Source organism: Actibacterium sp. EMB200-NS6 (assembly GCF_001305615.1).
In the GTDB taxonomy this organism is placed as follows: domain Bacteria; phylum Pseudomonadota; class Alphaproteobacteria; order Rhodobacterales; family Rhodobacteraceae; genus Actibacterium_A; species Actibacterium_A naphthalenivorans.
Genome location: NZ_CP010869.1, coordinates 906,157 through 924,409, shown reverse-complemented (window position 1 = coordinate 924,409; position 18,253 = coordinate 906,157). Strand labels below are relative to the sequence as shown.

The 18,253-nt window shown below is 63.7% G+C and carries 17 protein-coding genes; 15 read left to right on the top strand and 2 right to left on the bottom strand.

What is annotated here, in order from left to right:
- Positions 1–9 precede the first annotated feature (9 nt).
- Complete coding sequence (locus tag TQ29_RS04605; protein WP_369817368.1) at positions 10–1,122, top strand: primosomal protein N' (replication factor Y) - superfamily II helicase; 1,113 nt, start codon at positions 10–12, stop codon at positions 1,120–1,122.
- Between the two features lie 5 nt (positions 1,123–1,127).
- Here the strand turns inward: TQ29_RS04605 and TQ29_RS04600 are convergent, their stop codons facing one another.
- Complete coding sequence (locus TQ29_RS04600) at positions 1,128–1,547, bottom strand: Hsp20/alpha crystallin family protein (RefSeq protein WP_054538206.1); 420 nt, start codon at positions 1,545–1,547, stop codon at positions 1,128–1,130.
- A 153-nt stretch (positions 1,548–1,700) separates the two neighbouring features.
- Between TQ29_RS04600 and TQ29_RS04595 the strand changes: the two genes are divergently transcribed.
- The 12 genes from TQ29_RS04595 (at position 1,701) to TQ29_RS04540 (ending at position 15,110) form a co-directional block, all read left to right on the top strand.
- Positions 1,701–2,624: a carbohydrate kinase gene (locus tag TQ29_RS04595; RefSeq protein WP_054538205.1), complete on the top strand. Its 924-nt coding sequence runs from the start codon at positions 1,701–1,703 to the stop codon at positions 2,622–2,624.
- Complete coding sequence (gene dtd, locus TQ29_RS04590) at positions 2,621–3,058, top strand: D-aminoacyl-tRNA deacylase (RefSeq protein ID WP_054538204.1); 438 nt, start codon at positions 2,621–2,623, stop codon at positions 3,056–3,058. The genes TQ29_RS04595 and dtd overlap by 4 nt, the downstream gene beginning before the upstream one ends.
- Before the next feature lie 111 nt (positions 3,059–3,169).
- The gene (locus tag TQ29_RS04585) at positions 3,170–4,597 is read left to right on the top strand and encodes a circularly permuted type 2 ATP-grasp protein (RefSeq protein ID WP_054538203.1); all 1,428 of its coding nucleotides are present in this window, start codon (positions 3,170–3,172) and stop codon (positions 4,595–4,597) included.
- Positions 4,598–4,601: 4 nt separating this feature from the next.
- Positions 4,602–5,543, top strand: a complete 942-nt coding sequence (locus tag TQ29_RS04580) for an alpha-E domain-containing protein (protein ID WP_037205865.1) — start codon at positions 4,602–4,604, stop codon at positions 5,541–5,543.
- 6 nt (positions 5,544–5,549) lie between these two features.
- Positions 5,550–6,356 carry a transglutaminase family protein gene (locus tag TQ29_RS04575; RefSeq protein WP_054538202.1) on the top strand — a complete coding sequence of 269 codons (807 nt, stop codon included), beginning with the start codon at positions 5,550–5,552 and terminating at the stop codon, positions 6,354–6,356.
- A gap of 29 nt (positions 6,357–6,385) precedes the next feature.
- Complete coding sequence (locus TQ29_RS04570) at positions 6,386–7,126, top strand: proteasome-type protease (RefSeq protein ID WP_054538201.1); 741 nt, start codon at positions 6,386–6,388, stop codon at positions 7,124–7,126.
- 474 nt (positions 7,127–7,600) lie between these two features.
- The gene (urtA, locus tag TQ29_RS04565) at positions 7,601–8,863 is read left to right on the top strand and encodes an urea ABC transporter substrate-binding protein (RefSeq protein WP_369817420.1); all 1,263 of its coding nucleotides are present in this window, start codon (positions 7,601–7,603) and stop codon (positions 8,861–8,863) included.
- 73 nt (positions 8,864–8,936) lie between these two features.
- Positions 8,937–10,898 (top strand): urea ABC transporter permease subunit UrtB, encoded by a 1,962-nt coding sequence (gene urtB, locus TQ29_RS04560; protein WP_054538199.1) that lies wholly within the window; start codon positions 8,937–8,939, stop codon positions 10,896–10,898.
- A 3-nt stretch (positions 10,899–10,901) separates the two neighbouring features.
- Entirely contained in the window at positions 10,902–12,134 is a 1,233-nt protein-coding gene (gene urtC / locus TQ29_RS04555) for an urea ABC transporter permease subunit UrtC (protein WP_054538198.1), read from the top strand.
- A complete protein-coding gene (gene urtD, locus TQ29_RS04550) occupies positions 12,131–12,871 on the top strand; it encodes an urea ABC transporter ATP-binding protein UrtD (protein WP_054538197.1) in 741 nt (246 codons plus the stop codon). Before urtC ends, urtD begins: the two co-directional genes overlap by 4 nt.
- A gap of 1 nt (position 12,872) precedes the next feature.
- On the top strand, positions 12,873–13,568 hold the full coding sequence (urtE, locus tag TQ29_RS04545) for an urea ABC transporter ATP-binding subunit UrtE (protein WP_037205850.1): 696 nt from the start codon (positions 12,873–12,875) through the stop codon (positions 13,566–13,568).
- A 186-nt stretch (positions 13,569–13,754) separates the two neighbouring features.
- Positions 13,755–15,110 (top strand): arylsulfotransferase family protein, encoded by a 1,356-nt coding sequence (locus TQ29_RS04540; protein ID WP_054538196.1) that lies wholly within the window; start codon positions 13,755–13,757, stop codon positions 15,108–15,110.
- 45 nt (positions 15,111–15,155) lie between these two features.
- Here TQ29_RS04540 and TQ29_RS04535 read toward each other — a convergent pair whose 3' ends face one another.
- Positions 15,156–16,268: an S-(hydroxymethyl)glutathione dehydrogenase/class III alcohol dehydrogenase gene (locus tag TQ29_RS04535; RefSeq protein WP_037206035.1), complete on the bottom strand. Its 1,113-nt coding sequence runs from the start codon at positions 16,266–16,268 to the stop codon at positions 15,156–15,158.
- Between the two features lie 489 nt (positions 16,269–16,757).
- On the opposite strand from TQ29_RS04535, the gene TQ29_RS04530 reads away from it, so the two are divergent.
- Both TQ29_RS04530 and TQ29_RS04525 read left to right on the top strand, forming a co-directional pair.
- Positions 16,758–17,771: a TRAP transporter substrate-binding protein gene (locus TQ29_RS04530; protein WP_054538195.1), complete on the top strand. Its 1,014-nt coding sequence runs from the start codon at positions 16,758–16,760 to the stop codon at positions 17,769–17,771.
- Positions 17,768–18,253 (top strand): TRAP transporter small permease, encoded by a 486-nt coding sequence (locus tag TQ29_RS04525; protein ID WP_054538194.1) that lies wholly within the window; start codon positions 17,768–17,770, stop codon positions 18,251–18,253. The genes TQ29_RS04530 and TQ29_RS04525 overlap by 4 nt, the downstream gene beginning before the upstream one ends.

The following is an 18,253-nucleotide window of genomic DNA, read 5'->3' as shown; positions in this document are numbered from 1 at the left end:
GCCGGAGGCGTGAAACTCTTGTCCGAACGACCGGCACAATCGGAACACCGCTTTCCCTGCGATCAGTGCGGGGCCGACCTCCGGTTCGATCCGGCGGCGGCAAAGCTGGTCTGTGATCACTGCGGCAACACGGTGCCGGTCAACAGCCCCGCCCCCCGCGCCGCCGTGATCCGCGAGCTGGATTTCCACGCCGCGCTGAAGGCGCGGCTGCCCGACGCCGAGATCGAGGAAACCCGCGTCCTGAGTTGCACGAACTGCGGCGCCCAGGTCGAGTTCGACGCGAACACCCACGCCGCCGAATGCCCGTTCTGCGCCACCCCCGTGGTCACCGATACCGGCCTCCACCGCCATATCAAGCCGCGCGGCGCCCTGCCCTTCGCGCTCGACGAATCCACCGCGCGCAAGGCGATGACCGATTGGCTCGGGCGGCTGTGGTTCGCGCCCAACGGCTTGCAGGATTATGCGCGCAAGGGGCGGAAGATGCAGGGCATCTACGTGCCCTACTGGACCTTCGACGCCGACACGAAATCCGCCTACCGGGGCGAACGCGGCACGGTCTATTATGAAACCCGCACGGTGATGCGCGATGGCAAGCGTGAAACGGTCCGGGTTCAGAAAATCCGCTGGCGCCCGGTGTCGGGCCGGGTGGCGCGGTTCTTCGACGATGTGCTGGTTCTGGCCTCCCGCTCGCTGCCCAAACGCTTTACCGACGCGCTGGAGCCCTGGGATCTGTCGGCGCTGGAGCCCTACCGGCCCGAATACCTCGCCGGGTTCCGGGCGGAAGGCTATTCCGTCGAACTGGCCCAGGGCTTCGACGAGGCCCGCGCGCATATGGACCGGGCCATCGAACGGGACGTGAAATTCGACATCGGCGGTGACGCGCAGCGCATTCACGCGCTGGATACCAGAGTGTCGGACGTAACCTTCAAGCACATCCTGCTGCCGGTCTGGCTTGCCGCGTATAAATATCGCGGCAAGACCTATCGCTTCGTCGTCAACGGCCAGACCGGCCGGGTTCAGGGGGAACGCCCCTGGTCGGCCTGGAAAATCGCGCTGGCCGTCGTGCTGGGCGCGATCGTCGCCGGCATCATTGGTTATCTGGCGGCAATGAACCAGCAATAGCCGGCTCAGCCCGACGAGATCGGAATCTCCGTGGCGCCGCGCCCCCGGGTCGGATCTTTCCGCCCGACCGAAAGCGTCAGCACACCATCCTTCAGCGCGGCGCTGACAAGGCCGGGGTCGGCCTCGGGCGGCAGGCGGAAACTGCGCGAGAATGATCCGTACTGGCGCTCGCTGAAATACCAGCTGTCGCCGCTTTGCTCGCTCTCGGATCGTTTTTCGCCCTTCACCGTCAGAACGCCATCTTCAACGGTGACGGAGATATCCTTTTCCGCCACGCCCGGCAGCTCCAGCGCGATGCGATAGCCTTCGTCGCGAACCGAGGCTTCGGATGCCGGCGCGAACCAGTCGGCCACCCGCGCGCCCACGCTGCGGAACGGATCGTAGAGCGACGGCCAAAGCCCTGTCGTATGTGTTTTTTCCACCATCTCGGGCCTCCTTTTCCCAATGTTGTGAATAGCAGACTCATGTAACAACCCCGATGTCCGGTCACTGACGCCGGTCAATTTCCGCCGCCCCCTTTTGCACCGCCGTGCCCGCGCCGCTATGCAGAAGACCCGCAAACCCGAAAGGAGTCGCTCATGATCCTGTGCTGCGGCGAAGCGCTGATCGACATGCTACCGCGCCGGACGATGGCGCGCGAGCGGGCCTTTGTGCCCAACCCCGGCGGGGCGGTGTTCAACACGGCCATCGCGCTGGCGCGTCTCGGTGTGCCCACCGGGTTCTTTTCTCGCCTGTCGTCGGACATGTTCGGCGGGATGCTGCGCGACGCGCTTGGCGCCGCCGGCGTGGACACGGGCCTTGCCCAGACCTGCGACAGCCCGACCACACTGGCCTTCGTACAGCTAGAAAACGGCGAAGCGCGCTATTCGTTCCATGATGAAAACACCGCCGGGCGGCTGTTGTCGACGGCGGATCTGCCCGCCCTGCCCGACAATGTGGATGCCCTGTTTTTCGGCGGCCTCTCCTTGATGACAGAGCCCTGTGGCGCGGCCTATGAAACCCTGATGGCCCGGGAATCCGCCGCGCGCGTCACGATGATCGACCCGAATATCCGGCCCGCCCATATCGCGGACGAGGCCACCTATCGCGCCCGGCTGGGCCGGCTGTTCGCGCTGGCCGATATCGTGAAACTGTCCGACGCCGATCTGCGCTGGATCGAAGGCGATGGCGATGTTTCCGATCTCGCGCACGGGTTGCTGGCCAGGGGCCCCAGCCTGGTGTTCATCACCGAGGGCGCGCGCGGCGCCCGTGTTCTGGGCGCCGGGGAAGAGCTGTTCCTGCCCGCGCCACGGGCCGAGGTCGTGGATACGATCGGGGCCGGCGACACGTTCAACGCCGGCGTTCTGGCCGCGCTGCACGCCGAAGGCCGGCTGAACAAATCCGCGCTCGCGGGGATCGGCAAGGACGCGATGGCGACGGCGCTGGCGCTTGGCCTCCGGGCGGCGGCGGTCACGGTTTCGCGGGCCGGCGCCAACCCGCCCATGGCAGAGGATCTGGCATGAGGGCCCTGATACAGCGGGTCAGCGCAGCGTCGGTTCAGGTCGAGGGCACGGTGATCGGGCAGATCGGGCCGGGCCTTGTGATTCTGGTCTGCGCGATGGCGGGCGATACCACGGCGCAGGCCGAACAGCTTGCCGCCAAGATCGCGAAGCTGCGCATTTTCCGCGACGAGGCGGGCAAGATGAATCGCAGCCTTCTGGATACCGGCGGCGCCACGCTGGTGGTCAGCCAGTTCACGCTGGCCGCCGACACGTCCCGCGGCAATCGCCCCGGATTTTCCGCCGCGGCGGCGCCCGAGGCCGGCAAAGCGCTGTATCTGCATTTCGCCGAACAGATGCGCGCGCTTGGCATCGAAACGCAAACCGGCCGCTTTGGCGCGGACATGGCGGTGAGCCTGACCAATGACGGCCCGGTCACGATCTGGCTGGACCAGTGAGCGCCCAAAAAATAGGCATTCACCTATCTGTTCATCACCAAATCGGTGGGAGTTTCCGGTTGATCAACGGCAAGCTGTTGCAGCCGCTTCGCAATTTCTTAACCTGATCCCATGAACGAAAACACACGCTTTTTTGACGAGCTTCAGAACCCCGACGGCACCCCCCGCCGCCCCTATGAAGATTATTTCGGATGGTTCTCGAACGAGGACTTGCGGCGGCTGCAGAAAAAATCGCGTGAGGCGGAGACTTTTTTCCGCCGTACCGGCATTACCTTCAACGTCTACGGCCAGGCCGAGGCCGACGAACGGCTGATTCCGTTCGACATCGTGCCGCGCATCATTTCGGAACATGAATGGAGCAAACTGACAAAGGGCATCGAACAGCGTGTCCGGGCGATCAATGCGTTTCTCTATGACATCTACCACCGGCAAGAGATTCTGCGCGCGGGCCGTGTTCCGGCCGAGCTGATCGCCCAGAATGACGCGTTCCTGCCAGAGATGATCGGCGTCAGCCCGCCGGGCGGCGTCTATACCCATATCGTCGGCGTCGATCTGGTGCGCACAGGCGAAGATGATTTCTTCGTGCTGGAGGATAATGCCCGCACCCCTTCGGGCGTGTCCTACATGCTCGAAAATCGCGAAACCATGCTTCAGATGTTTCCCGAGCTGTTCAGCAGGATCAAGGTGCAGGAGGTCTCCAACTATCCCACGCGCCTGCGCCGCTCGCTTGCGGCCTGCGCCCCGACGATGGCCAACGGCGGGCCGAACGTGGCGGTGCTGACGCCGGGCATCCACAACTCCGCCTATTTCGAACATTCCTTTCTGGCCGACCATATGGGTGCCGAACTGGTCGAGGGCAGCGACCTGCGCGTAGTCGACGGGCGCATCGCCATGCGCACGACGCAGGGCTATACCCCGATCGACGTTATCTACCGCCGCGTCGATGATGAATTTCTCGATCCGCTGACCTTCAACCCGGACAGCCTTCTGGGTGTGCCGGGGATCATGGATGTCTATCGCGCGGGCGGCATCACCATCGCCAACGCGCCGGGCACGGGCATTGCCGACGACAAGGCAATCTATAGCTACATGCCTGATATCGTGGAGTTTTACACCGGGGAAAAGGCGATTCTGCAAAACGTGCCCACCTGGCGCTGCTCAGAGCCGGGGGCGCTTTCCTACGTGCTCGACAATCTCGAAGAGCTGGTGGTGAAAGAGGTTCACGGCTCTGGCGGTTACGGCATGCTGGTGGGGCCGGCCGCATCGAAAAAGGAAATCGCGGCGTTCCGGGCCAAGCTGGAGGCCAAGCCGTCAAACTATATCGCCCAGCCCACGCTGGCGCTTTCCACCGTTCCGATCCTCGCCAAGGAGGGGCTTGCCCCGCGCCATGTGGATCTGCGCCCCTATGTGCTGGTCTCGCCCGACCGGATTGACATCACGCCGGGCGGGCTGACACGGGTTGCGCTGAAGAAAGGCTCGCTCGTGGTTAACTCGAGCCAGGGCGGCGGAACGAAAGACACATGGGTGCTGGGGGGATAAGAGGATGCTGGGCAGGACTGCCGGCGGGCTTTTCTGGATGTTCCGTTATCTGGAGCGTTCCGAAAACACGGCCCGCCTGATCGAAGCCGGGTTCCGGATCGCGCTGACCCGCCCCGACTCGGCGAAAGACGAATGGGCCTCGGTGCTGGAAACCGCGAGCGTGCGGCATGATTATCTCGCGCGGCATGACGATTTCGACGGCGCGGCGGTGATCGACTTTCTGCTGCGCGACAAGACAAACCCCTCTTCGGTGATGTCGGCGATCGAAGCCGCGCGCAACAACGCCCGCATGGTGCGCACCGCGCTGACCCGCGAGGTGTGGGAGGCCGTCAACGAAAGCTGGATGAGCCTGAAAGAGGCGCTGCGCCGCCCGGTGCGCGAGGCCGACCTGCCCGGCATTCTGGGGCTGATCCGGCGCCAGAGCGCACTGGTGCGCGGCGCGCTTCACGGCACCATGCTGCGCAATGACATTTTCGATTTCGCCCGCATCGGCACCTTTCTGGAACGCGCCGACAACACCGCGCGCATTCTGGACGTGAAGTACTATGTGCTGCTGCCGTCGGTCAGCCAGATCGGATCGTCACTGGACAACGTGCAATGGGAAACCATCCTGCGCTCGGTTGCGGGGCAGCGTTCCTATCGCTGGCTGAACGGCACCGATATCACGCCGCGCGGCATCGCCGAATTCCTGATCCGTGACAGGCGGATGCCCCGGTCTCTGGCGTTTTGCGTGTCAAAGCTTTCGGGCAATCTGGGCTATCTGCAGGAACAGTATGAAAATCAATACGCCAGCCTCGATATGGTGCGGTCATTGCGCGGCAAACTGCTGGAAACCGATATCGAAGACATCTTCGAAACCGGGCTGCACGAGTTTCTGACGGAATTCCTGGGTGACAATGCCGCCCTGGCCGCGCAGATTGAAAAAGACTTCCGGTTTATTGGCTGAGCCCGCATGCGCCTTCAGATTTCCCACCGCACGATCTACACCTACGAAAACCCCGTGGCCTATGGCCTGCAGGAACTGCGCCTGATCCCCAAGAACCGCCCGGCGCAGCATGTCGTGAACTGGAGCGTCGAGATCGAGGGCGGCAAGCGCGAGCTGGAGTTCGAAGATCAGCATATGAACCGCGTCCTGCTGATTTCCTTCGACGGCGCCGGGCACGAGATCTCCATCACCTGTTCGGGCACGGTCGAAACCTTCGATACGGCCGGCATCTGCGGCAAGCACGCGGGTTGCGCCCCGCTGTGGTATTTCGCCCACTCCACGGATCTGACCCGCGCCGGCAACCTGACCCGCAAGCTGACCAAGGGCCTGCTGAGCGAGATCGAAGACCCGGTCGCGCGGATGCATCAGCTTTCGGCCAATGTGCTGGAGGCCGTCGAATATGATCCCGGCCATACCAATGCGAAAACAACAGCCGAAGATGCGCTGACCGCCGGCCATGGCGTGTGTCAGGACCATGCCCATGTTTTCATCGCCGCGGCGCGGTCGATGGGCGTTCCCGCCCGTTATGTGTCGGGCTATCTGATGATGGACGACCGCGTGCATCAGGAGGCCAGTCATGCCTGGGCCGAAGCGCATGTGGAGAATATCGGCTGGGTCGGCTTCGACGTCTCGAACGGCATTTCCCCCGATGAGCGCTATGTGCGCGTGGCCACGGGGCTCGACTATCGCGAGGCGGCGCCGATCCACGGGCTACGCATTGGCAATAGCGGTCATGAAGCTTTGAACGTAGACATCCAGGTACAGCAGCAATAGGTGTTGGTCACCGCGGACAGGAGCGTTTCATGACCTATTGTGTTGGCCTTCGCCTCAATACCGGACTGGTCTTCATGTCCGACACCCGTACCAATGCCGGGGTCGACAATATTTCGACCTTCCGCAAGATGCAGTGCTGGTCGGTGCCGGGCGAACGGGTGATCACCGTGCTGACGGCCGGAAACCTGGCCACCACCCAGGCAGTCATCAGCCTTCTGGACGAGCGCACCAAGGCGCACGGCGAACGGAACCCGTCGATCTTCGAACAGCCGTCGATGTTTCAGGTGGCCCGGCTGATTGGCGAAACCCTGCGCGAGGTGATCGCCGAACATGCGGAATCCGGCCAGCGGGCCGACGCGGCGTTCAATGCCACAATGATCGTCGGCGGCCAGATCGGCCTGGGCGAGCCCCGGCTGTTCCTGATCTACCCCGAGGGCAATTTCATCGAAGCCTCTGCCGACACGCCGTTTTTCCAGATCGGCGAAACCAAGTACGGCCGCCCCATTCTGGTGCGCGCCTTCGACCCGGACATGAGCTTTGCCGACGCCATCAAACTGTTGCTCGTGTCCTTTGACAGCACGATCAAGGCCAACCTCTCGGTCGGCCTGCCGCTGGATTTTCAGATCTACGAGACCGGCAGCCTGCAACCGGGAGAGATTCACCGGGTCGAACGCGATGACGCCTATTTCCAGACGATTTCCCATGGCTGGGGCGATGCGTTGAAAATAGCGATCGACAGCCTGCCGCCCTATGAGATCACGCCCGGCTGATCGCCGGGGGAACGGCTCTCCAACCAGCCTCCCGGCCGGCCGCCGACTCGGGGAACCGGTTTCTTGCGCGCGGGTTCCGCGCGGCTGCTACAAATTACGCATTTGCACATTTAATAATCAAACAGCGCAATTAATTAACAAGCCCCGGCCGCCCCCCCCATTTGCCGGCACGCGCCCCCGCCCACTGCGAAAGTATGCCGCACCGCTGCGGTCAGGGTGACGCTATGTCACCCTGGCCCAGCGCCATAAAAAATCCACATTTCTTTCAAAGCGTTGGGCTTATCCGCAATTGCCGCGCGATCCGCTCCCGGTTGCAAAACCCGCATCTCAAATACCCTTTTTGTCCGAACCGGTGCATTTTGCTCACCGGTCCTGTTCATTTTTTGCAGGAGACACCAACAGCAAAAATTATCAACGCTTTGCGCCGGTGGGGCGTCTCGCTCCACGGGACGTAACAGGGACTATCTGCTCATGATGAAAAAAATTCTTTCCGCCGCCGTTCTTACGGCTGTGTTCGCTGGCGCGGCGCAGGCCGAGATCAAGGTCGGCATTCTGCATTCGCTGTCAGGAACGATGGCCATTTCCGAAACGACGCTGAAAGACACCATGCTGATGCTCATCGAGCAGCAGAACGCCAAGGGCGGATTGCTGGGTGAAGAGATCGTGCCGGTGGTCGTCGACCCGGCATCCGACTGGCCGCTCTTCGCCGAAAAAACCCGCGAGCTGATCAGCAACGAAGGCGTGGACGTGATCTTCGGCTGCTGGACCTCGTCCAGCCGCAAGGCGATCCTGCCGGTGCTCGAAGAACTGAACGGCCTGCTGTTCTACCCGGTTCAGTATGAGGGCGAGGAAAGCTCCAAGAACGTGTTCTACACCGGCGCCGCCCCCAACCAGCAGGCAATCCCCGCCACCGATTACTTCCTCGAGGAACTGGGGGTCGAGAAATTCGCGCTGCTGGGCACCGATTACGTCTATCCGCGCACAACCAACAAGATCCTCGAAGCCTATCTCAAGGACAAGGGCATTGCGGCCGAAGATATCTTCGTCAACTACACACCCTTCGGTCATTCCGACTGGTCCAAGATCGTGGCTGACGTTGTCGCGCTTGGCGCCGACGGCAAGAAGGTGGGCGTGATTTCCACCATCAACGGCGACGCCAACATCGGCTTTTACAAGGAGCTGGCCGCCGCCGGCATCTCGGCCGACGACATCCCCGTCGTTGCGTTCTCGGTGGGTGAGGAAGAGCTTTCCGGCCTCGACACCTCCAACCTTGTCGGCCACCTGGCAGCCTGGAACTACTTCCAGTCCGCCGATGCGCCCGTCAACGAAGAGTTCGTGGCCGCATGGAAAGCCCGGATGGGCGAAGATCGCGTGACCAACGACCCGATGGAGGCCCATGTCATCGGCTTCGACATGTGGGTTCAGGCCGTTGAGAAAGCCGGCACCGCCGATGTCGATGCGGTGCGCGAGGCGATGTATGGCCTGCAAGTGCCGAACCTGACCGGGGGCACCGCCACGATGCTGCCGAACCACCACCTGACCAAGCCGGTTCTGATCGGTGAAATCCAGGCCGACGGCCAGTTCGACATCATCAGCCAGACCGAAGAAGTGCCGGGTGATGCCTGGACCGATTACCTGCCGGAATCTGCGGTTCTGGAGGCAGACTGGCCGGGTCTTGGCTGCGGCATGTACAACACCGAGACCGAGACCTGCGTGCAGATCAAGTCGAACTACTGAGCCGCCTCATGGGCTTGGACTTTCACGACGACAAGAAGGAGGGGGCCACGCGCCCCCTCCGGTTTGGGCAGGAATGACACGCATATTTCTCATCGGGCTCCGCGCGGCATTGTTCTGGTTTCTGGCCGCGTTTGCCGTTCAGGCGCAAAGCCCCATTCAGGATCTTCTTCAGGAAAACCGCGCGGCGGTCGAAAAGGCCTCGCGCAAGACCATAGATGACGTGATCGGGGCGCTGCTGGCCTCGGGCCTTCCCGAAACCCGCGAGGTTCTTGCCAGATGGCGGGAAAAAGAGCTGTGGCAGCGCGACGAGGACGGGCTGTTCTTTTTCGCCGAAGCAGTGGACGGGAACACCTATCGCCTGATCGACATCGCCACCGGCGAAGCGGTCGGCGAGTATGACAAGAAGCTGGTCAGCCAGCTCAAGCCCAACAGCGGCGTGCGCAGCGTGATCGCCACGGCGCTTGTGCGGTTTCAGCTGACAGACCCCGATCCGGCCAAGCGCGCCGAGGGGCTGACCGCCATCGAACGCGGCCCCGAAGCCTCGCATCTGGAGGCGCTGCGCGCCTCGATCGAGGGCGAGAACGACTCCGGGCTTCTGGCCCGCAAACAGCGGCTGGAACGGTTGCTGACCATTGCCTATGACGATGACAGCGCCCTGCGCGTGGCCGCCATCGAAAGCTTTTCCACCGACCTGGGCGTCGACGCCCGCGCCGCGCTGAACCCGCTGCTGGCCACCACGCGCAAGGCCGCGCCCGCGCTGCCCGAGGGCGTGAACATCGCCAACGTTCTGAAACCCGGCAGCAGCGCCCTGCCCCGAAGCGAGGCCTACGCGCTTTTGGTGGCGGCGGATCTGGCGCCGCCGCTGGTCACCGCGGCGCAAAAGAAAGAGGCGCTGATCGCCAATATCGCGGATGGCACCGTCGCGGGCATGCCCATCCACACCCTTGGCACCGCCGAGGCGCGGGCACGGGCCTATGCCGCCCTCGCCGACCAGGGGCTTGCCCCGCCCGACGTCACCGAGGACGGGATCGACGCGGCCCTGGGGGCGCATGTCTTCTTCGATCAGTATAACGAACCCGACGCCGCCATCACCGCCGCGGCCGAAGAGGCGCTTTCGTCGGTCTCGACCCGCGTCGGGGTGAACCAGGCCCTTGATCTGGCGCTCGACGGGCTGTCGCTGGCGTCGATCTATTTCCTGGCCGCGATCGGGCTGGCCATCACCTTCGGCGTGATGGGCGTGATCAACATGGCACATGGCGAGTTCATCATGATGGGCGCCTATACCGGCTATGTGGTGCAGCAATTCGTGCCCAACTATACCGCGTCCATCATCGTGGCGCTGCCGCTGGCCTTTGCCGTGACCTTCGCCGCCGGCGTGGCGATGGAGCGGCTGGTGATCCGCTGGCTCTATAACCGCCCGCTGGAAACCCTGCTGGCGACCTTCGGCATTTCCATCGCGCTGCAGCAACTGGCCAAGAACATCTTCGGCACCCAGGCCCGCCCGCTGACCAGCCCCGGCTGGCTGGACGGGGCGCTGGTGCTGAACGATGTGGTGTCGATCAGCTACATCCGCATCGCGATCTTCGTGCTCGGGATCATCTTCCTGTTCCTGCTGCTGTTCGTGCTGAACAAGACCCGGCTGGGGCTGGAGATGCGCGCGGTCACGCAAAACCCGCGCATGGCGGCCAGCATGGGGATCAACCCCGACCGGGTGAACATGCTGACCTTCGGGCTCGGCTCGGGCATCGCCGGGATCGCGGGCGTGGCGATCGGGCTTTACGCCAAGGTCACGTCGGAACTGGGCAGCGACTATATCGTGCAAAGCTTCATGACCGTGGTCGTGGGCGGGGTCGGCAATATCTGGGGCACCCTTCTGGGGGCGGCGCTGATCGGCTTCCTGCAAAAAGGGATCGAGTGGATGAACCCCTCCAACACTCTCGCCGCGCAGACCTACATGATCATCTTCATCATCATCTTCATCCAGTTCCGGCCAAAGGGCATCATCGCCCTCAAGGGCCGCGCGGCGGGAGACTAGGCCATGGAACGCAGCTTTTTCGCCCGCAACCCTTCGGCCCTGATCTTCATCCTGCTGCTGGCGGCCTTCACCCTTGGCGTCACCCTGCTGTCCGAAGGTTTCGGCATGGATGTGGTTTCCACCTCCATGGTCAAGACCCTGGGCAAGACGCTTTGCCTGTGCCTGGTTGCCGTGGCGATGGATCTTGTCTGGGGCTATTGCGGCATCCTTTCGCTGGGCCATTTCGCCTTTTTCGGGCTGGGCGGCTACATGATCGGCATGTGGCTGATGTATGAACGCACCAAGGCCATCGTGATTTCGGCAACCGCCGGCGGCCCCCTGCCCGCGACGCCCGAGGAAATCCGCGAAGGTATCGGCGTGCAGATCTTCGGTGTGGTCGGCGGATCGGAGATCCCACCGATCTGGTATTTCGCCGACAGCCTGACCATCCAGCTTGCGCTGGTGGTGCTGGTGCCCGGCCTTCTGGCGCTGATCTTCGGCTGGCTCGCCTTCCGCAGCCGCGTGGCCGGGGTGTACCTGTCGATCCTGACCCAGGCGATGACACTGGCCCTGTCGCTCTACCTGTTCCAGAATGACAGCGGGTTGCGCGGCAACAACGGCCTGTCGGGGCTGCAGAACCTGCCGGGCGCCGAAAACGTGCCGCAAACCCTGATCTCGATCTATTTCCTGTGGGCCTCCGCGCTGGCGCTCGGGCTGGGGTATCTGCTGGCGGCCTGGGTCGCGGGCGGCAAGTTCGGCTCGGTGATCCGTGGCATCCGCGATGACGAGGCGCGGGTGCGGTTCCTGGGCTATCACGTCGAGGGCTACAAGCTTTTCGTCTTCACCCTCACGGCCGTGATCGCCGCCATCGCCGGGGCGCTCTACTATCCGCAGGCGGGCATCATCAACCCGGCCGAGATCGCGCCGATCGCCAGCATCTATCTGGCGGTCTGGGTCGCGATCGGCGGGCGCGGGCGGCTTTACGGCGCGGTGATCGGCGCCGCCCTCGTCAGCCTCGTGTCCACCTGGTTCACCGGCGGGCAGGCGCCCGACATTCCGCTGGGCTTTTACACGGTGCAATGGGTGGATTGGTGGCTGATCCTGCTGGGCCTCAGCTTCGTGCTGGTCACCCTGTTCGCGCCCAAGGGCATCGGCGGGCTGTTCGACCTGATCGCCGGGCGCGGATCGCCCGAGCGCCACGGGGCCGATCTTGGCCCCGATCCCGGCGCCTTGCGCGAGAAGGAGGCCGAGGAATGAGCACGCTGCTAGAGGTTTCCGGCATCTCCGTCACCTTCGACGGGTTCCGCGCCATCAACAACCTGAGCTTTCGGATCGGCGAGGCCGAGCTGCGCGCGATCATCGGCCCCAATGGCGCCGGCAAGACCACCTTCATGGATATCGTCACCGGCAAGACCCGCCCCGACGAGGGGCGCGTGATCTGGGGCGAAAAGAACGTCAGCCTGCTGAAGATGTCGGAAAGCCAGATCGCGCGCCAGGGCATCGGCCGCAAGTTCCAGCGCCCCACCGTGTTCGAGGATCAGTCGGTGTTCGACAACCTGCTGATGGCGTTGAAAAATGATCGGGGGCCGTTCGCGGTGCTGACCTATCGCCGCTCGGCCGAGGATGCCGACAAGGTGCGCGCCCTCGCCGAAGAGATCGGGCTGAAGGCCGAACTGCCGCGCAAGGCGGGCGAACTGGCGCATGGGCAAAAGCAATGGCTGGAAATCGGCATGCTGCTGGCCCAGGAACCACGCCTGCTGCTGGTCGATGAACCGGCGGCGGGGATGAGCCCGGCGGAACGCGAACACACCACCGCGCTGCTGGTCGAAGCGGCGAAAACCCGCGCCGTGGTCGTGGTCGAGCATGACATGGAATTCGTCCGCCGGCTGGGCTGCAAGGTGACGGTGTTTCACGAAGGCTCGGTTCTGGCCGAGGGCAGCCTGGATCACGTAACCGCAAACAAGGACGTCATCGACGTCTATCTGGGGCGCTGAGATGCTAGAGACAAAGAACCTGACCCTGCATTACGGCGGCAGCCAGATCCTCTATGGCATCGACATGGCCGCCGAGACCGGCCAGATCACCTGCGTGATGGGCACCAACGGCGTCGGCAAGACCAGCCTGCTGAAGGCGCTGTCGGGCACGCATCACCGCTCGGGCGGCGAGGTGGTTCTGAATGGCGAGGGGCTGGGCAAACCCCCGGCCCATGTTCTGGCGCATAAAGGCGTTGGCTATGTGCCGCAGGGGCGGATGATCTTTCCGCTGCTGACGGTGAAGGAGAACATGGAAACCGCCTATGCCTGCCTGCCGCGCGCGGAACATATGGTGCCGGGCGAGATCTATGAACTGTTCCCGGTGCTCAAGGAAATGCAGCACCGGCGCGGCGGCGACCTGTCAGGCGGCCAGCAACAGCAACTGGCCATCGCCCGCGCGATGATCACCAAACCCAAACTGCTGTTGCTGGACGAGCCGACGGAAGGCATCCAGCCCAATATCATCCAGCAGATCGGCCGGGTCATCGAATATCTGCGCGATCAGAACAGCATGGCGATCGTGCTGGTCGAACAGTTCTTCAGCTTCGCCTACGGGCTGGCCGACCGGTTCTATGTACTCAATCAGGGCCGGGTAACGCTGAGCGGCGCCAAATCGGACGTATCCGAAGCAGCCCTGATGGAGGCGGTTTCGGTCTGATCCGGCCCGCCCCCATCGACGAATTTCCGCCGGGCCGGCGTGCCGCGCCCCGTTTCCCTTGGCCAGAAAGAAATGCCTGCGCATAATTGCGGCAGGTCAGGGCCGCACACCACCGTCGATATTGCAGATCCAAGCACTTTTCCAAACCTGCGCGCGGACCATCTGAAATGATTTGAGGGCCGCCGCATGGACCGTTTTCTATTCAGGAAGATCGAACTCTGGGTGTTGCTGGTGCTGCGCCTTATCGGCTTCGCCGCGCTGATCCTCTTCGGCTCGGTCGTGCGCAATGCCGCCCTTGGAAATCAGCGGTTCGGCACGCTGGGGGCCTCGGCGCTCGCCCTTGCCGAAATTCCGGCCACTGCCCGCAAATTGCTTCGGGACGATGAAACAATGGTGGCGTTCCGCAGCGTTGCCGTCGAAGGCACGCGCGGCTGGCAGTTCGACCCCGCCGCGCAGGCGTTCCCCGGCTATCTCCTGCTCAGCCGCTACGATGGCGATGCGCGGCGTCACATCATCGAACTCGTCGACATCGCGAACGGCAGTGTCGCACACACCTGGCGCCCGGATGCAGACAGCCTGCTGGCCGGCACCACGCACCAATCCACCGTCATCACCTTCGAACGCTGGCGAACCAGATATTTCCGGTTCATTCACCCACTGCTTTTGCCCGATGGCGGACTTGTGCTGAAAGATCACCAATCCCCGCTGATCCGGACGGACGCCTGCGGCGAAATGGTCTGGCGGCGCGAGGGCAGCTTCTTTCACCACACCACCGAACCTGCGACGGACGGGTCGCTCTGGGTGCCCGGCCGGATCGAGCCTTCGGTGATCGAGGGCGCGCCCCCGTCCTTCCGCGATGAAACCATCGCGCATGTTTCCCCCGAGGGCGTCATTATAGACGAACGCTCGGTGGCCAAGATCCTTGTCGACAACGGGTTGGCGTGGCAGCTTTTCGCGACCGGCCGGTATCAGGACGATCTGATCCATCTGAACGACGTTCAACCGGTGCCCGGCGATGGCCCCTACTGGCAGAAGGGTGTTCTGTTTCTCAGCCTGCGCCATCTGTCCATGGTCGCGCTCTACCGCACCGCCACAAATGAAATCGTCTGGAGCAAACAGGGCCCCTGGGTCGCCCAGCATGACGTTGATGTCGTCGACGATCACACGATCGCGGTTTTCAGCAACAACGCCTTCCGGTTTTCCACCTCGGGGCGCGGCAGGGTCGACGGCACCAACCAGATCATCTTTTACGACTTCGCGCAGGACCGGGTATCGCGCCCGTTCGCGCCGCTGTTCGCGGCGCAGCGGATTGCCACCGTCAGCGAAGGCCTGTTCGAAATCCTGCCCGGCGGCTATCTGATGGTGGAAGAAGAGAATTCCGCCCGTTTTCTGGTCTTCGCGTCCGACGGCGCACTGGCGGCGGAATTCGTGAACCGCGCCACCGACGGCAAGACCTATCGCCTCGGCTGGAGCCGTTTCGTCAGCCGGGATCTGGGCGAGAGCGCCATGGCCGCGGTGGCAAACCGGACCTGCGCCAACTGAAGTCGCGGCGCCCCCCGGCCGGCATGCCGGGAGGGCCGCAGGCGATCAGTAAAGCACCACGCCGCGGATGCTTTCGCCCGCATGCATCAGATCAAACCCCTTGTTGATGTCTTCCAGCGGCATCGTGTGGGTGATCATCGGATCGATCTCGATCTTGCCGTCCATGTACCAGTCGACGATCTTCGGCACATCGGTGCGCCCGCGCGCGCCGCCAAAGGCCGTGCCCTTCCAGGTTCGCCCGGTCACAAGCTGGAAAGGCCGGGTGGAAATCTCGGCCCCCGCGGGCGCCACGCCGATGATGATGCTTTCGCCCCAGCCCTTGTGCGCCGCCTCCAGCGCGGTGCGCATGACGTTGACATTGCCGGTGGCGTCAAAGGTGTAATCGGCGCCGCCCTTGGTCAGGGCCACCAGATAGGGCACCAGATCGCCTTCGACCTCTGCGGGGTTGACGAAATCGGTCATCCCGAAGCGGGTGGCCATTTCGACCTTGCCGGGGTTCAGGTCAACGCCGACGATCTGATCGGCACCCGCCAGCCGCAGCCCCTGGATCACGTTCAGGCCGATGCCGCCAAGACCGAAGACGATGGCGCGGCTGCCGATTTCCACCTTGGCGGTGTTGATCACCGCACCGATGCCGGTGGTCACGCCGCAGCCGATATAGCAGATCTTGTCGAAGGGCGCGTCCTCGCGCACCTTGGCCAGCGCGATCTCGGGCACCACGGTGTGATTGGCGAAGGTCGAGCAGCCCATGTAGTGAAAGATCGGATCGCCATCCAGCGTCGTGAAACGCGAGGTGCCATCGGGCATCAGCCCGGCGCCCTGGGTGGTGCGGATCGACTGGCACAGGTTCGTCTTGGGGTTCAGGCAATATTCGCACTCCCGACACTCTGGCGTGTAGAGCGGGATGACATGATCGCCCGGTTTCAGGCTGGTCACGCCCGGCCCCACCTCCAGCACGATGCCCGCGCCTTCGTGGCCGAGGATCGCGGGAAAGATGCCTTCGGGATCGTCGCCCGAACGGGTGAATTCATCGGTGTGGCACAGGCCCGTTGCCTTGATCTCGACCAGAACCTCGCCCGCGCGCGGGCCGTCCAGGTTCACCTCGGTCACTTCAAGGGGCTTGCCCGCCTCGATAGCCAGTGCTGCGCGTGTTCTCATGGTTCCCGGATCCTCTTTTTCGGACATTATGGCATCTGTTTCGCCCGATTGGCGAAACCGCCCCCACATTCGCCGGGACTGTAGCCGAGACCTGCGGGCATTTGTAGATGGCTTGCCGGGCATGTCGGCATTTTGTCGCCGTGCCGTCGGAAGGTGCCGCCGGGCCGCAGACGCCGGGATCACGCCGCTTTTTTCAGCGACGCACAGATTGCAGGCCCTGGGCGCGGATTTCGATCTGCATTTCTGCAGCAGCTCCTCGGAACGCACTGAATTTCTTGACCTCCTCGCCCGGCAATCGTTCTGTTCAAATCTGAAAACGACAGCGCCGATGCCCAAAATCTCACCCCGAGGCCGCCGGGTATGGCACGGTTATCCCAGCGCCGGAATCGCCATATCCGGTGGAGCCGGGAAAAGACGGTAACGAAAATATCATGCTGTGCCGTGCCCGCCCCGGCCAAGCTGACGACACGACCAACACAGGAGCCGACCATGAACAAGATGACACTCGCCCTGGCCGCCTGCCTTGGCTTCGCCGCCGGGCTGGCGCAGGCCGAAACCACCCTGAGGATGGCCAACTGGCTGCCGCCGTCGCACCCTCTGGTGGCCGAGGTGATGGTGCCCTTTGCCGAGCAGGTCGCCGAGGCCACGCAGGGCCGTGTCACCGTCGATATCATGGGCGCCCCGCTTGGCCCGCCGGGCGCGCATTTCGATTTCGCGGTCAACGGCATCGCCGACATCACCTTCGGCGTGCAGGGCTATTCCCCCGGCCGGTTCAAGACGACGAATATCGCCGAGCTTCCGTTTCTGGGCGACAGCGCCGAAGCCGTCTCCGTCGCCTACTGGCGGACCTTCGACGAGATGCTGATCGACGCCGGCGAATATGACCGGGTAAAGGTTCTCGCCGTCTTCACCCACGGCCCCGGGCAGGTGTTCACCAAGGGGCGTGATCTGACATCGGTCGATGCCATCAAGGGCGTGAAGATGCGGGTGGGCGGGGGCATCGTGCATGAAATCGCCACCAGGATCGGGGCCACGCCGGTCGAGGGCCCTTCGTCCAAGGCGTATGAACTGCTGTCGCAGGGCGTGGCGGACGGCATCCTTTTCCCTTACGAATCTGTTGCCTTTTTCAAGCTGATCCCGCTGCTTGATCAGGGGCTGGCGGTGCCCGGGGGCCTTTACAACACCTCGTTCTACATCGTGATGAACAAGGCCAAATGGGAGAGTCTGCCCGAAGAAGACAAGGCCGCGATCGACAGCGTGTCCGGCGAGGCGCTGGCGCGGTTGGCGGGGCAGATGTGGGACAGGGTCGATGCCGCCGGCCTTGCCGAGATGGAGGGCAAGATCGCCATCACCACGGCCTCTGACGCGCAGGTGGCGGCGCTGGCGGCGCAGTTGCAGCCGGTGATCGACGCCAAGTTGGCCGAAGTATCGGAAACCGGCGTGGATGGTGCGGCGGCGCTGGCCCTGATGAAGGCCGAGATCGCGGCGGCCGGCACCGAATGAGCCGGGCGCCTTCCCTGCCCTCGCCGGCCGGCCCGGCGCGCGCCGCGCTTGGTGTGATCTGCGGGGTCATGCTGTTTGCGATGATGGGGCTGACGGTGGTGGATGTCATCGGGCGCTATCTGTTCAGCGCGCCGCTGACCGGCGCCACCGAGTTGACGGAGATCCTGCTGGCCTGCGTCATCTTCATCGGGCTGCCCGCGGTCAGCCTGGATGACGAACATGTCACCGTCGATCTGATCACGGGCAAGCTGCCCGCGGCCATCCAGCCCTTTCGCCGTGCGATCCTCTTGCTTGCCTCCGGCGTGGTGCTTGCGGTGATCGCGTGGCGGCTTTGGGCCCATGCCGGGCAGATCGCGGGTTACGGCGGCACCACCAACAGCCTGCGCCTGCCTGTCGCACCGGTGGCCTATCTGTGCGCGATATGCACCGGGCTCGCGGCCGGCATCACGTTTGCGGCCGCCATGCGCCCCCCGCGCGACTGA

Bases quoted from the DNA above. Each gene is read 5' to 3' on its own strand.
- TQ29_RS04575 (WP_054538202.1), top strand. From the start codon at position 5,550: ATGCGCCTTCAGATTTCCCACCGCACGATCTACACCTACGAAAACCCC.
- dtd (WP_054538204.1), top strand. From the start codon at position 2,621: ATGAGGGCCCTGATACAGCGGGTCAGCGCAGCGTCGGTTCAGGTCGAG.
- TQ29_RS04530 (WP_054538195.1), top strand. From the start codon at position 16,758: ATGAACAAGATGACACTCGCCCTGGCCGCCTGCCTTGGCTTCGCCGCC.
- TQ29_RS04535 (WP_037206035.1), bottom strand. From the start codon at position 16,268: ATGAGAACACGCGCAGCACTGGCTATCGAGGCGGGCAAGCCCCTTGAA.
- TQ29_RS04585 (WP_054538203.1), top strand. From the start codon at position 3,170: ATGAACGAAAACACACGCTTTTTTGACGAGCTTCAGAACCCCGACGGC.
- urtE (WP_037205850.1), top strand. From the start codon at position 12,873: ATGCTAGAGACAAAGAACCTGACCCTGCATTACGGCGGCAGCCAGATC.
- TQ29_RS04570 (WP_054538201.1), top strand. From the start codon at position 6,386: ATGACCTATTGTGTTGGCCTTCGCCTCAATACCGGACTGGTCTTCATG.
- TQ29_RS04595 (WP_054538205.1), top strand. From the start codon at position 1,701: ATGATCCTGTGCTGCGGCGAAGCGCTGATCGACATGCTACCGCGCCGG.
- urtA (WP_369817420.1), top strand. From the start codon at position 7,601: ATGAAAAAAATTCTTTCCGCCGCCGTTCTTACGGCTGTGTTCGCTGGC.
- TQ29_RS04600 (WP_054538206.1), bottom strand. From the start codon at position 1,547: ATGGTGGAAAAAACACATACGACAGGGCTTTGGCCGTCGCTCTACGAT.
- urtB (WP_054538199.1), top strand. From the start codon at position 8,937: ATGACACGCATATTTCTCATCGGGCTCCGCGCGGCATTGTTCTGGTTT.
- TQ29_RS04580 (WP_037205865.1), top strand. From the start codon at position 4,602: ATGCTGGGCAGGACTGCCGGCGGGCTTTTCTGGATGTTCCGTTATCTG.
- TQ29_RS04525 (WP_054538194.1), top strand. From the start codon at position 17,768: ATGAGCCGGGCGCCTTCCCTGCCCTCGCCGGCCGGCCCGGCGCGCGCC.
- TQ29_RS04540 (WP_054538196.1), top strand. From the start codon at position 13,755: ATGGACCGTTTTCTATTCAGGAAGATCGAACTCTGGGTGTTGCTGGTG.
- urtD (WP_054538197.1), top strand. From the start codon at position 12,131: ATGAGCACGCTGCTAGAGGTTTCCGGCATCTCCGTCACCTTCGACGGG.
- urtC (WP_054538198.1), top strand. From the start codon at position 10,902: ATGGAACGCAGCTTTTTCGCCCGCAACCCTTCGGCCCTGATCTTCATC.